This is a genomic window from Pseudomonas sp. KH_040, assembly GCF_057839305.1.
The window spans coordinates 1,258,119-1,271,872 of record NZ_CM174487.1 but is presented as its reverse complement, the minus strand read 5'-3'; the positions used below and the strand labels follow the sequence as shown (position 1 = coordinate 1,271,872).

The following is a 13,754-nucleotide window of genomic DNA, read 5'->3' as shown; positions in this document are numbered from 1 at the left end:
GCCTCTTGGGACGAATCCTGAAAATACGGGTCGTGGCCGCACAAACGGCCAAAGGCTGATCAAGATACACAGCAGGCTGCGCCCACACAAGACGCCAAAAGTCGGAGAAACCGACGCCCCCCGCGACCTTGCGACGCGGTAACCCAAGTCGCAACCCCATCAATAACTGTCGCCTGGCGGCATTTTCATCCGTCAGGCAAAGCGGCACCCGGCATTTGTGTGCGGTGCCGCGCGCCACGACAAAAACGTTAGCCGGTATTTCGCAAACCGGCGGCAATCCCCGCCACAGACACCAGCAACGCCTGTTCCACCGGGCTGCCCTGCTCGACATCCTGCTGTCGCGAACGGGCCAGCAATTCGGCCTGCAATAGATGCAGCGGGTCGAGGTAGGTGTTGCGCAGCCGGATGAATTCGAGGGTGTCAGGGCTATGTGCCAGCAGCTGCGACTGGCCAGTCAGGCCAAGCACCACCGCGCACGCCTGCGACAATAGGTCGCGTAACTGCGCGCCCAACGGCAACAGATCCGGCTCGACCAGACGTTCATCGTAGGACAGCGCGATATCCGCGTCAGCCTTGGCCAGGACCATCTCCAGCATGTCGATGCGCGTGCGGAAGAACGGCCACTGCTCGCGCATTTGCCCAAGCAACTCGCCCTCGCCGCGCTCCAGCGCCTTGCTCAGTGCCGATTCCCAACCGAGCCACGCTGGCAGCATCAACCGCGTTTGCGTCCAGCCGAAGATCCACGGGATTGCCCGCAGGCTTTCGATACCGCCGGCCCGGCGTTTGGCCGGGCGACTGCCGAGCGGCAAACGACCCAGTTCCTGCTCGGGTGTGGACTGGCGGAAATACTCGACGAACTGCGGATTTTCCCGCACGACCTGGCGATAAGCACTGACACCGTCAGCCGCCAATTCATCCATCAGATGACGCCACTCTGGCGTCGGTGGCGGCGGTGGCAGCAAGGTCGCTTCAAGCACCGCCGCCAGATACAGATTGAGGTTTTGCTCGGCGATGTCCGGCAGGCCGAATTTGAATCGAATCATTTCCCCCTGCTCGGTGGTGCGGAACCGCCCCGCCACCGAACCCGGTGGCTGCGACAGAATCGCCGCGTGGGCCGGGCCACCGCCACGGCCCACAGTGCCGCCGCGACCGTGAAACAGCAGCAGCTCGACTTGCTGCTCGCGGCAGATTTCCACCAGGCGCTCCTGCGCGCGATATTGCGCCCAGGCCGCCGCCGTGGTGCCGGCGTCCTTGGCCGAGTCGGAGTAACCGATCATCACTTCCTGCGGGCCTTGCAGTCGCGCGCGGTAACCCGGCAGCAGCAACAGCCGCTCCATCACCGGCCCGGCGTTGTCGAGGTCGGCGAGGGTTTCGAACAGCGGCACCACGCGCATCGGCCGCAACACGCCGGACTCTTTGAGCAGCAGTTGCACGGCGAGCACATCGGAAGCGGCGCCGGCCATGGAAATCACGTAGGAACCCAGCGACGCACCCGGCGCGGCGGCGATCTCCTTGCAGGTGTTGAGCACTTCGGCGGTATCAGCAGAAGGCTTGAAATGCGCCGGCAGCAATGGCCGACGATTGCTCAATTCGCGGGTCAGGAAGGTGATGCGCTGCTCTTCGTCCCAGTCTTCATAGCGACCGAGACCGAGGTAATCAGTGATTTCAGTCATCGCCGAACTGTGCCGCGATGAATCCTGCCGCACATCGAGGCGCACGAGGAACAGGCCGAAGGTCACCGCGCGACGCAAGCAATCGAGCAACGGGCCGTCTGCAATCACGCCCATACCGCATTCGTGCAGCGAGTTGAAACACAGCTCCAGCGGATCAAGCAGATCGCGGTTGTTGTGCAGCACATCGGCCGGCGCCGGGGTTGGCGCAGTCAGCGCGGCGTGCGCCCAGTTGCGCGTGGCGCGCAGGCGTTCGCGCAGTTGTTTGAGCACCGCGCGATACGGTTCGGCGCTGTCGCCGGCTTTGGCTTTGAGGGCTTCACTGGCCTGCTGCATCGACAGTTCGGCCGCCAGATGATCGACATCGCGCAGGTACAAATCGGCGGCCATCCAGCGCGCCAGCAGCAACACTTCGCGGGTCACCGCAGCGGTGACGTTGGGGTTGCCGTCTCGGTCGCCGCCCATCCAGGAAGCGAAGCGAATCGGCGCCGCTTCCAAGGGCAAACGCAGGCCGGTCGCTTCGTACAACGCCTTGTCGGCCTTGCGCATATGGTTGGGGATCGCTTGCCACAGCGAGTGCTCGATCACCGCGAAACCCCATTTGGCTTCATCAACCGGTGTCGGTCGTGTGCGGCGGATTTCTTCGGTGTGCCAGGCTTCGGCGATCAGCCGTTGCAGGGTATTTTGAATCTGTTCGCGTTCGGCTGTGGTCAGGTCGCGATGATCCTGCGCGGCGAGTTGCCCGGCGATCGCGTCGTACTTCTGGATCAGCGTGCGGCGTGCCACTTCGGTCGGGTGCGCGGTCAAGACCAATTCAATTTCCAGGCGCGCCAATTGCCGGGCCAGCGACTCGGCGCTGTGGCCTTCGCTGCGCAAGCGCGCGAGCAATTCCGGCAATACGCGGGATTCGAACGGCGCCGGCTGCGACTCTTCGCGCCGATGGATCAACTGATACTGCTCGGCGATGTTCGCCAGATTGAGAAACTGGTTGAACGCCCGGGCTACCGGGAGCAACTCGTCTTCGCTCAATTGATTGAGGCTGGCGCTCAGTTCAGCGTCCATCGAGCCACGCCGATCGGCCTTGGCGCCTTTGCGAATCTGCTCGATCTTGTCGAGGAAAGCCTCGCCGTACTGGTCTCGAATGGTGTTGCCCAACAGCTCTCCGAGCAGGTGAACGTCTTCGCGCAAGCGTGCATCAATATCGGTCATCAGCAATTCCCCAGCAGTAATCCGGACGGCTTAGAAACGAGTGCATGACCTAGAGAGTGCCGCTCTACGACGCTTCTTACAAGCATCCGACCAAGGGACGTTAAACCTTGCGGGCGAAAGCTAGTCTCAACAGTAAGCCGTACAACGGCTTGCCGCCGGCCCCGGCGGACACTCACCCAGACCTGCCATGAGCAGGTGCGAAATGAGGTCATCATGAAAATTCGTGAACTCGCCCAGCATTGGGAAGAAAACGCCAAGGGTCGCCTGACCGACACTGGCTACTCGATTCATCTGGACGTCGAAGCTGCTGCGCGTCTGGCAGCGATTACCGAGATGTACCCCAAACGGCATGTCGAAGAATTGCTCGGCGAACTGATCGGCGCGGCGCTTGAAGAGTTTGAGGCGAGCCTGCCGTATGTGAAGGGTTCGACGGTGGTGGCGACGGATGAGGAAGGTGATCCGTTGTATGAGGATGTCGGGCCTACGCCGCGGTTTCTGGCGCTTTCGCGCCGGCATTTGCATGACCTCTCGGCCGCAGCAGGCAAGCAAAAACACTGATCCGGCATTGCGTTAACCCTGTGGGAGCTGGCTTGCCAGCTCCCACAGGGAATGTATTTTTCCTCCAGCACTACGTCTTTCTTTCCCCGCGCGTACCGCTTCATCCCGCCAAAGTTCCCGCTTTAGAGCCTTGTCCATTCAGTCAAAAATTATTTTGGCGATAGGCCATCTTTTCTGAACTTTTGAAAAATCCCGCCGGTCGGAACCTGTAACCACGCCTGGAACGAGCGTTTCAAAAACGCGCTTTCACACGTCGCTTGCGGCTCCTCGACCAGGATGGATTCAGATGTATTCAGGAGATGCCTAATGGAGTTGAAGACCATGAAAAACCAAACCTCGTTTACCCACCTGCGCGGTCTGAAACTGGCTGCTCTGGCCATCGGCACCAGCTTCGTGCTGGCCGGTTGCGCCGGTAACCCACCGAGCGAGCAATACGCCGTGACCCAATCGGCCGTGAACAGCGCTGTCAGCGCCGGCGGTACCGAGTTCGCTGCGGTTGAGATGAAGCAGGCGCAGGACAAACTGAAACAAGCCGAAATCGCCATGCACGACAAGAAGTATGACGAGGCTCGCACCCTGTCCGAGCAAGCCGAGTGGGACGCTCGCGTCGCCGAACGCAAGGCTCAGGCCGCAAAAGCCGAACAGGCTGTGAAGGATTCCCAGAAAGGTGTTCAGGAACTGCGTCAGGAAAGTCAGCGCACCGTGCAGTAAGCACGCATCCCGACCGCAAAGCTGAATCTCTTATCGATAGAAAGGACGAAAATTATGCGTAAGCAACTGATGATCCCCGCTCTTCTGGCCGCAAGCGTTGCTCTGGCTGCCTGCTCCACTCCGCCTAACCCGAATCTGGAAAACGCGCGCACCAACTACGCCGGCCTGCAAGCCAACCCGCAGGCAAGCAAAGTCGCGGCGCTGGAAACCAAAGACGCCAGCGATTACCTGGACAAGGCCGACAAGGCTTACCTGGACAAACAAGACGCGGCCAAAGTTGACCAACTGGCTTACCTGACCAACCAGCGTGTGGAAGTGGCCAAGCAGACCATCGCCCTGCGCACCGCTGAAAACAATCTGAAGAACGCAGCTGCCCAACGTGCTCAAGCGCGTCTGGATGCTCGCGATCAGCAGATCAAACAGCTGCAGGACAGCCTGAACGCCAAGCAGACCGATCGCGGTACGCTGGTGACTTTCGGTGACGTGCTGTTCGCCACCGACCGTGCCGACCTTAAATCCAGCGGCCTGGTGAACATCAACAAACTGGCGCAATTCCTCCAGGAAAACCCGGATCGCAAAGTGATCGTCGAGGGTTACACCGACAGCACCGGTACAGCCAGCCACAACCAGTCGCTGTCCGAGCGTCGCGCCAACTCCGTGCGCACCGCACTGGTGAAAATGGGCGTTGATCCAGCGCGTATCGTCACCCAAGGCTACGGCAAGGAATACCCGGTTGCCGAAAACGGCAGCGCTTCCGGTCGTGCAATGAACCGTCGCGTGGAAGTGACCATTTCCAACGACAACCAGCCAGTGATGCCACGTTCGGCGGTCAGCTCGAACTAAGCGCCCTGCTGTAACGCAAAAGCCCCGCCTGAGTGATCAGGCGGGGCTTTTTTGTGCGGGCTGAAATCGCGCCCCCTCACCCCAGCCCTCTCCCGAGGGAGAGGGAGCCGATTTGTGGTGCTTTCAGAATTTGTGTTCGACACGATGGATCAGGCGGGGCTTTTTGTGCTGGCTGATATCGCAGCCCCTCACCCCAGCCCTCTCCCGAGGGAGAGGGGGCCGATTTGTGGTGTTTTCACATTTGCGTTCGACTCGGTGGATCAGGTCGGCGTAACTCGAAAGAACACCTCGGTCAGTCCCCTCTCCCCCTGGGAGAGGGTTAGGGTGAGGGCTGAACCTGCAGAATCACTGTTCCAGCTTCTGCGGAGTCTCCTCACCCATGCAACGCACGGCTTTCTTCTGGGCGTTAATCAGCACACCGGTCAAACCTTTCTGCTCGGTATCGAACAACACCAACACGCCATCAATGCACTGCGCCACTTGCGCCGCCGGGTCGAGCGAGACCTTGTAGTCTTCGCCCGGCACGGTCTTGAGCATGGTGAATTCATTGAGCAGCAACGCATCCTCGGGTTTGGCGAAGTGCAGGTAGCCGTAGTACCACAGCGCCCCGACGGTGCCGAGGATGCTGCAGATACCGGTGATGATCAGCGGGATGGCGTTGCGTTCTTCAGTCATTGCGGACTCTCATCTTCAGAATTCGGGGGTGTCGGGTAATTGGGGATTTCGCCGAGACGGCGCAGGCCGTTGAAATGCTCGGGATCGTCGAGGTAGCGCAGCATGACCTGACGCCACACCGGGTCGCCGAAGGTCTGCACATGACCGCCACGGGTCAGTTGCAGCACACGCGGTGGCGGCGCAGCTTGATACAGACGGATGCCGTTGGAAAGCGGGACCAGCGGATCGTCGATGCTGTGGAAGATCAGCTTCGGCACGCCGTTGAGTTGCGGCATCGACTTGATCGCGCTGTCGCCATCCGGCACCAGCCACGACAGTGGTACCTGAAATGGCCAGGTCAGCCACGAAGTGCTGAGAGCATATTGGCCGACACTGCGATAGCTCGCGGGCACGCCGTCGAGCACCAAAGCCTTGAGTTGTTTCTGCCGTTCGGGATGCTGCACCAGCCAATGCACGGCCATCGAACCGCCGAGGCTCTGACCGAGCAGAATCAGCGGCTTGCCTTTGACCTCGGGCGCCTTGTCGAGCCAGGCAAACGCAGCGTCGATGTCCTGATAGATCGCCGGCAAACTCGGCTCGCCCTCGGACAGGCCATAACCGCGATAGTCGACCAGCAGCACTTGATAGCCGTTTTTCGGCAGCCACCAACTGCCACCGAGGTGCATCGGCAGGTTACCGCCGTTGCCGTGCAGGTGCAGGACGGTGCCTTTGACTTCGACACCGGGTTTCGCCGGTAGCCACCAGGCGTTGAGCTTCAAGCCATCAGCGGTAACCAAAGTTACCGTCCGGTATTCGAGCTTGGCTTTTTCCGGGGTAAAGATCTGGCCCGGCTCGGGGTAGAACAACAGCGAACTGCAACCGCCGAGGGTCAGGAGCAGGCAGAAGATGCCGAGGATTCTCATCCGGTGAAACCTCGCAAAAGAAATTGGCAAACAAACGATTCAGAGAAAAACAAATAACCCTGTGGGAGCTGGCTTGCCAGGGATGGCGGTGGGTCAGCCAACATCAATATTGACTGACAGAATGCAATCGCTGGCAAGCCAGCTCCCACAGGGGATATTGGTTGTTCAAAGAATATTGGAGTAATCCGCTTCGATCCGGTCCAGGCTCAAGTGATTGAGGAAGTTGGAGAAACACATCCACGCCGACAACGCATTCAAATCGCGGAACTGATCCGGCAGGTATTTCGGCGGCACCACCAATCCTTCATCCACCAGCTGGCGCAAGGTCCGCATGTCTTCCAGTGTGGTCTTGCCGCAGAACAACAACGGAATCTGCTCAAGCTTGCCCTTACGCACGGCCAACTGAATGTAGTTGTAAACCATGATAAAACCCTTGAGGTAGGACAAGTCTTTGGTAAATGGCAGCCCGGTCGGTGTCGATCCACGGAAAACCCGACTGGCGTTGCCGTAACTTTCCGCCATCTCAAAGCCCTGCTCGCGGAAGAACTCGAAGATCTGCAGGAAGTCGGCGCCCTCCTCGACCATGTGAATGGCGCGGGTGCGGTTGGTCAGTTTGCGCAGGCGACTCGGGTAGGAGGCGAACGTGATGATTTCCATCAGGATCGCCAGGCCTTCCTGGGTCACCGTCGACGACGGTGGGCCTTTGGACAGGAAGGTGCAGATCGGCTGGTTCAGCCCGTTGAGCGTGGTGCCGACGTGCACCAGGCCTTCGTGGACTTCCAGCGCGCGTACGTCGCGATCGTTGAACATCGCGTCGGTGCGGATCTTGATGTAGTCGGCGCCGGCCGCCGCGTCGGCAACGATGCCGTCGGACTCGAACACGCGGATGGTTTCCTCGGCCTCGCCGAACACTTTGTTCAGACGGGTCTGCAGCAAGTGCACCGCGTCTTTGGCGGTGAGAATTTTCGGCTCGTCCTTGAGGTCGCCACGGCCATCAATGTTGTTCAGGTAGTCGGACATCATCAGGCCGAGGTCGGCCAGCGTTGGGTCACCGGCGTGGAATGCATCGGAGGCGGCGCCGTACAGTTCCTGCGAAATCAGGCCGAAATCCTCGGTGCCACGCGCTTCAAGCATGCGCACCACCATGCGGTATTCCTTGCACATACGGCGCATGATCTGCCCGACCGGGTTGAACTGGCCGAGCTGGCGGGTGATGTCGCGCTCAATGTTCTGGAACTCCAGCTTGACCTTGCTCGAATCGAAACTCAGCGGCCGATTGAGGTAGTAGTCGCGATCGACGGCGGGCATTTCCTTGCCTTTGGCCTTGAGGAAACCCTTGCGGATGTTCTCGTCCCACTTGACCGCGTCGAGCACACGGATCGGCGTCTGCGCCAGCACAATGCGGTCGGACAACATGCGTATCGTCTGCTGGTAATCGTCCACCCGAAACTCCTGTAGAAAACTGAATTATTTGGCGCGGGCCTGACGCTGGTAGCGCACGGCTTCCACGAAAACATCGGAATTGGCCGGATCATCGAGGTATGCAAAAACCTTGTCGAGGTTGCTGTCGACCTGTACGCCGTCGCCATCGTCAGTCTGGAAAACCTGACCGTCGAGGGCTTTCTGGTTGATCGCTTGATTGATCTGGTCGAGATCGAGGTTGTAGACCACCAGTTCGTGTTTGTCGGTGAGCTCGAAGCCGGCGATGGTGAAGTGGCCGCCGAAGCGCGCCGGCACTTTCGCCGACAGATACCAGCGGCTGCCGTGGCGCGACACGGTGAAGGGATAGGCTTCACGCTCGTGGGGTTTGGCCTTGAAGTACGTGACGGCCTGATAGCGATCGTTGCCCAGGCGCGTCAGCTCAAGGTTCATCGGCTCGCCCCAGGCATTGGTGCTCGACCATTTGCCGAGCAGGCCTTTGGGCGCCGGTTCGCTGGCGGTCAGCGGTTCCTTGAACGTCACCAGACAGCCACTGAGCAGCAGGAACGACAAGGCGATCAGCACGCCACGCCAGGCTTTCATTCAATACTCCCTATGAACATTGGCCGCCCTCATGGTGATCGATCGTTCCCAAGCTCTGCGTGGGAATGCATTCACTGACGCTCTGCGTCATGTCGACGAAGGGACGCGGAGCGTCCCCGGCGGCATTCCCACGCAGAGCGTGGGAACGATCTTGTGGTCAGACCGACGCGAGCACCAGGTGCATATACCGCGTCAGAATGCCGAGCATGTCCTCTTCGGCCAAAGGCTCGGCGTCGTTGAGCAGGCCCTGATATTCCATCCGTCCGATAATCGCCGTCAACACCTTGGCATCTTGCTGCGGTTCACGCGAGCCCAACACCTGGAACAACTGGCAGGTACCCTGCAACAGAATCTGCTGATGTGAACGCACCAAAATCGCCAGGCGCGGGTTAAGCAACGCCTCCTGACGGAATGCCTGTTCGGCCATCAAATGCTCACGCCGGTTAATCAACTGCCGGTGCACATAGTCGGCCATCAGCCGCGCAATATCGTCCGCCAGTTGCGAGCGCGACTCCGGGCTGCCGTCGCCACTGACGACCATGTCACGCAACAGACCTTCATTGTTGACCCACAACTTGGCCATGTACGCCGCGCTGCGTTCAACGTATTGGGCGAAGGTATCGGTGAGCAGGTCATCGATGTCCTTGAAGTAATACGTGGTCGCCGACAGCGGCACACCTGCCTCGGCGGCCACTGCACGATGGCGCACGGCGCGCACGCCGTCGCGCACGACAATGCGCATCGCGGCGTCGAGAATGTCCTGGCGACGCTGCTCACTGCCCTGTCGGCTGGCCTTGCGACCCTGGTACTGAACACTTTCAGCGACCGCAGTGGCGATACCCGCTGCACCCTCTTGAGCTATTGCACCCATCACGACAGAACTTCCTCTGCTATTGCAAAATTAACCAATTGATACATTTGTACCAGACAGGCAATAAAAAGCCGCCTGTTTTAGGCGGCTTTTTAACTGAAACGTTTACGCTTGCGGTCGCATGTGCGGGAACAGGATCACATCGCGGATCGACGGCGAGTTGGTCAGCAACATCACCAGACGGTCGATGCCGATGCCTTCACCGGCCGTTGGCGGCATGCCGTACTCCAGCGCGCGAACGAAGTCGGCGTCGTAGTGCATGGCTTCGTCGTCGCCGGCGTCCTTGTCGGCCACCTGCGCCATGAAGCGCTCGGCCTGGTCTTCCGCGTCGTTCAACTCGGAGTAGGCGTTGGCGATTTCACGGCCACCGATGAACAGCTCGAAACGGTCGGTGACGTTCGGGTTGTCATCGTTGCGACGAGCCAGCGGCGAGACTTCGAACGGGTACTGAGTGATGAAGTGCGGCTGTTCCAGTTTGTGCTCGACCAGCTCTTCGAAAATCATCACCTGCAGCTTGCCCAGACCTTCGAAGCCCAGCACCTTGGCACCGGCCTTCTTGGCGATGGCGCGGGCCTTGTCGATGTCGTTCAGATCATCGGCAGTCAGCTCAGGGTTGTACTTGAGGATCGAGTCGAACACCGACAGACGCACGAACGGCTCGCCGAAGTGGAACACCTTGTCGCCGTACGGCACGTCGGTGCTGCCCAGCACCAGCTGCGCCAGCTCACGGAACAGTTCTTCGGTCAGGTCCATGTTGTCTTCGTAGTCGGCGTAAGCCTGGTAGAACTCCAACATGGTGAATTCAGGGTTGTGCCGAGTCGAGACGCCTTCGTTACGGAAGTTGCGATTGATCTCGAAAACCTTTTCAAAACCACCGACCACCAGACGCTTCAGATACAGCTCAGGGGCGATACGCAGGAACATTTCCATGTCCAGCGCGTTGTGGTGGGTTTCGAACGGCTTGGCCGCAGCGCCGCCCGGAATGGTCTGCAGCATCGGCGTTTCGACTTCGAGGAAGTCGCGCTTCATCAGGAAGCTGCGGATGTGCGCGATCACTTGCGAACGGACGCGGAAGGTCTGACGCACGTCTTCGTTGACGATCAGGTCAACGTAACGCTGACGGTAGCGCTGTTCGGTATCGGTCAGGCCGTGGTGCTTGTCCGGCAGCGGACGCAGCGATTTGGTCAGCAGACGCACGCTGGTCATTTCAACATACAGGTCGCCCTTGCCGGAACGCGCCAGGGTGCCTTCGGCAGCAATGATGTCGCCCATGTCCCAGGTTTTCACCGCGGCCAGGGTGTCTTCCGACAGGGTTTTACGGTTGACGTAGACCTGGATGCGACCGGTCATGTCCTGGATCACCATGAACGAACCACGGTTGAGCATGATGCGACCGGCAACCTTGACCGGGATTGCAGCCTCTGCCAGCTCTTCCTTGGTCTTGTCCGCGTATTTCTTCTGCAGTTCTTCGCAGTAGTTTTCGCGGCGGAAGTCGTTCGGGAAGGCATTGCCCTTGGCGCGCTCGGCAGCCAGCTTTTCCTTGCGCAGGGCGATCAGGGAGTTTTCTTCCTGTTGCAGGGCTTGCGGGTCGAGTTGTTGGTCGCTCATGTCTTTAGATATTCCATCAGGTTCGTTGCCCCCGGACCTTGCGGCCCGGGGATCGCCAGCAGGGCTGGCTCCTACAGGGATCGGGTTGAAGCAGCCGATGCTGTATTGCGTCTTTTACAGGCCCGATTTCAGGCTGGCATACAGGTATTCGTCGATGTCGCCGTCGAGTACCTTGTCGCAGTCGCTGCGTTCGATGTTGGTGCGCAGATCCTTGATCCGCGACGCATCGAGCACGTACGAGCGAATCTGGTGACCCCAGCCGATGTCGGATTTGGTGTCTTCCAGCGCTTGCGATGCGGCGTTGCGTTTCTGCATTTCCTGCTCGTACAACTTGGCCCGCAGCATTTTCATGGCGGTGTCCTTGTTGGCGTGCTGGGAACGTTCGTTCTGGCAGCTGACCACGGTGTTGGTCGGTACGTGAGTGATACGTACGGCCGAGTCGGTGGTGTTTACGTGCTGACCACCGGCACCCGAAGAACGATAGGTGTCGATTCGCAGGTCTGCCGGGTTGATTTCGATTTCGACCTTGTCGTCGATCTCTGGCGAGACGAACACCGCGGAGAACGAGGTGTGGCGACGGTTGCCGGAGTCGAACGGGCTCTTGCGCACCAGACGGTGCACGCCGATTTCGGTACGCAGCCAGCCAAAGGCGTATTCGCCCTTGATGTGCACGGTCGCACCTTTGATACCGGCGACTTCACCGGCCGACAGTTCCATGATGGTCGCGTCGAAACCGCGTTTATCCGCCCAGCGCAGGTACATGCGCAGGAGGATGTTGGCCCAGTCCTGGGCTTCGGTGCCGCCGGAACCGGCCTGGATATCCAGGTAGGCGTTGTTCGGGTCCATTTCATGGCTGAACATGCGGCGGAATTCCAGCTTGGCCAGATTTTCCTCGAGACGGGCCAGCTCGGCGACGACATCGCCCACTGCGCCTTCGTCGTTTTCTTCGACGGCCATGTCCAGCAGATCGCGGCAATCGGCCAGGCCGGCGTTCAGTTCATCGAGGGTATCGACGATCTGCGCCAGCGCCGAACGCTCGCGGCCCAGCTCCTGGGCGTATTCAGGTTTGTTCCAGACACTCGGATCTTCAAGCTCGCGATTGACTTCAGTCAGACGCTCATGCTTTTGATCGTAGTCAAAGATACCCCCGAATAGTTTCGGAGCGCTCGGACAGGTCCTTGATGGTGTTCAGGATCGGGTTGATTTCCATGACGGGCAGCACTCGTTGGCGAACTTTTGAAAGCCGGCGAGTATAACGTAATCAGGCTGTCACGGCAGCCCGTCTGGCGGGTGTGGGGATCATTAAAACCTTTGCCCTCACCCTAACCCTCTCCCAGAGGTAGAGGGGACCGATTGGGGGATATTTGAGAGATACGCCGAACTGAAAGGGCTTTGCCGATTCCATGATCGCCAAGGATTTCAAGCAGAAATTGGCGTATGGGCCTGCCCTCACCCTAGCCCTCTCCTAGAGGTAGAGGGGACCGATTGGGGGATGTTCGGGAGGCACGCCGACTTGAAATGGCTTTGCTGAATCCGGAATCGCCAAGCCTGAAGATCCATAATCAACTCGGTCGATCAGGTCGATGTACAGCGCCAGACACCTCGCTCGGCCCCCTCTCCCTCCGGGAGAGGGCTGGGCGGGCGGCGTTCCGATGAGGGAAAGCCGTTATTCGATCCCGACCTGGTTACGACCGTTGTTTTTAGCCAGATAAAGGCCACGATCCGCCGCCGAAATCAGCAAGCGACAATCACTACCCGCCTGCGGCACCATCGTCGCCAGACCAATACTGATGGTCAGGCTCGCCCCTTCCGCCGGGGTGTTGTGCGGAATTTTCAAGGATGCCACGGTCTGCCGCAGTTTCTCCGCCACCAGCCGCGCACCGCCCGGCGAGGTGTTCGGCAGCACCAGCACAAACTCTTCCCCGCCATAACGCGCCGGCAGATCCGACGGTCGCGCGCTGGCGTCACGGATCGCCGTGGCGACCTTGCGCAGCGCTTCGTCGCCTTCAACATGGCCAAAGCTGTCGTTGTAGGACTTGAAGTAATCGACATCGATCATCAACAACGACAGCTGGCTCTGATCGCGCAACGAGCGGCGCCATTCCAGTTCCAGGTATTCGTCGAAGTGCCGACGGTTGGACAGCCCGGTCAGGCCATCGGAGTTCATCAGCCGTTGCAGCACCAGATTGGTGTCGAGCAATTGCTGCTGGCTGACCCGCAGCGCGCGATACGCCGCGTCGCGTTGCAGCAGCGTCATGTACGAGCGCGAGTGATAGCGGATGCGCGCCACCAGTTCGATGGTGTCCGGCAGTTTCACCAGATAATCGTTGGCGCCGGCGGAGAACGCCGCGCTCTTGATCAGCGGGTCTTCCTTGGTCGACAGGACGATGATCGGAATGTCCTTGGTCGCCGGGTGATTGCGGTATTCGCGCACCAGGCTCAGGCCATCGAGGCCGGGCATCACCAGATCCTGCAGAATCACCGTCGGCTTGATCCGCACGGCCTGCGCGATGGCCTGCTGCGGGTCGGAGCAGAAGTGGAAGTCGATGTTTTCTTGATTCGACAGCCCACGGCGCACCGCTTCGCCGATCATCGCCTGATCATCCACCAACAACACCATGGCGGCGTTTTCGTCGGTTTTAATGTCGTCGATCTGTAAGTCATTCATGGGCGGTCACCTGTGTA

General features: G+C 59.7%; 12 protein-coding genes. 3 read left to right on the top strand and 9 right to left on the bottom strand.

The features are described from left to right. Window positions 1-248 precede the first annotated feature (248 nt). Window positions 249-2,879 (bottom strand): phosphoenolpyruvate carboxylase, encoded by a 2,631-nt coding sequence (gene ppc, locus AC3IUF_RS05535; RefSeq protein WP_007908896.1) that lies wholly within the window; start codon window positions 2,877-2,879, stop codon window positions 249-251. A gap of 213 nt (window positions 2,880-3,092) precedes the next feature. Between ppc and AC3IUF_RS05530 the strand changes: the two genes are divergently transcribed. From AC3IUF_RS05530 to lptF, 3 genes are all read left to right on the top strand, one after another. Then, window positions 3,093-3,437, top strand: a complete 345-nt coding sequence (locus AC3IUF_RS05530) for a pilin assembly protein (RefSeq protein WP_095112540.1) — start codon at window positions 3,093-3,095, stop codon at window positions 3,435-3,437. A 306-nt stretch (window positions 3,438-3,743) separates the two neighbouring features. Further along, window positions 3,744-4,148: a DUF4398 domain-containing protein gene (locus AC3IUF_RS05525; RefSeq protein ID WP_007908899.1), complete on the top strand. Its 405-nt coding sequence runs from the start codon at window positions 3,744-3,746 to the stop codon at window positions 4,146-4,148. A gap of 54 nt (window positions 4,149-4,202) precedes the next feature. Further along, window positions 4,203-4,991 (top strand): lipotoxin F family OmpA-related lipoprotein LptF, encoded by a 789-nt coding sequence (gene lptF, locus AC3IUF_RS05520; protein WP_007908901.1) that lies wholly within the window; start codon window positions 4,203-4,205, stop codon window positions 4,989-4,991. 345 nt (window positions 4,992-5,336) lie between these two features. Here the strand turns inward: lptF and AC3IUF_RS05515 are convergent, their stop codons facing one another. The 8 genes from AC3IUF_RS05515 to AC3IUF_RS05480 all read right to left on the bottom strand — a co-directional run bounded on the left by AC3IUF_RS05515 (window position 5,337) and on the right by AC3IUF_RS05480 (window position 13,737). Next, complete coding sequence (locus tag AC3IUF_RS05515) at window positions 5,337-5,666, bottom strand: PA3694 family proteiin (RefSeq protein WP_007908903.1); 330 nt, start codon at window positions 5,664-5,666, stop codon at window positions 5,337-5,339. Beyond that, window positions 5,663-6,568, bottom strand: coding sequence for an alpha/beta hydrolase (locus tag AC3IUF_RS05510; protein WP_489280587.1), 906 nt, complete (start codon window positions 6,566-6,568; stop codon window positions 5,663-5,665). Before AC3IUF_RS05510 ends, AC3IUF_RS05515 begins: the two co-directional genes overlap by 4 nt. A 165-nt stretch (window positions 6,569-6,733) precedes the next feature. Continuing rightward, complete coding sequence (locus tag AC3IUF_RS05505) at window positions 6,734-7,984, bottom strand: flavohemoglobin expression-modulating QEGLA motif protein (RefSeq protein ID WP_176091693.1); 1,251 nt, start codon at window positions 7,982-7,984, stop codon at window positions 6,734-6,736. Window positions 7,985-8,035: 51 nt separating this feature from the next. Next, complete coding sequence (locus AC3IUF_RS05500) at window positions 8,036-8,590, bottom strand: hypothetical protein (RefSeq protein WP_007908908.1); 555 nt, start codon at window positions 8,588-8,590, stop codon at window positions 8,036-8,038. 157 nt (window positions 8,591-8,747) lie between these two features. Continuing rightward, entirely contained in the window at window positions 8,748-9,461 is a 714-nt protein-coding gene (locus AC3IUF_RS05495) for a TetR/AcrR family transcriptional regulator (protein ID WP_007908909.1), read from the bottom strand. Window positions 9,462-9,566: 105 nt separating this feature from the next. Next, on the bottom strand, window positions 9,567-11,069 hold the full coding sequence (lysS, locus tag AC3IUF_RS05490; RefSeq protein ID WP_463542455.1) for a lysine--tRNA ligase: 1,503 nt from the start codon (window positions 11,067-11,069) through the stop codon (window positions 9,567-9,569). A gap of 114 nt (window positions 11,070-11,183) precedes the next feature. Continuing rightward, window positions 11,184-12,279 (bottom strand): peptide chain release factor 2 gene (gene prfB, locus AC3IUF_RS05485; RefSeq protein WP_102358477.1). Its coding sequence is split into 2 segments (ribosomal slippage): window positions 11,184-12,206 and window positions 12,208-12,279, totalling 1,095 coding nucleotides; the frame shifts between segments, so codons are not numbered across the junction. Window positions 12,280-12,735: 456 nt separating this feature from the next. After that, window positions 12,736-13,737: a response regulator gene (locus AC3IUF_RS05480; protein ID WP_007908918.1), complete on the bottom strand. Its 1,002-nt coding sequence runs from the start codon at window positions 13,735-13,737 to the stop codon at window positions 12,736-12,738. Window positions 13,738-13,754: the final 17 nt, after the last annotated feature.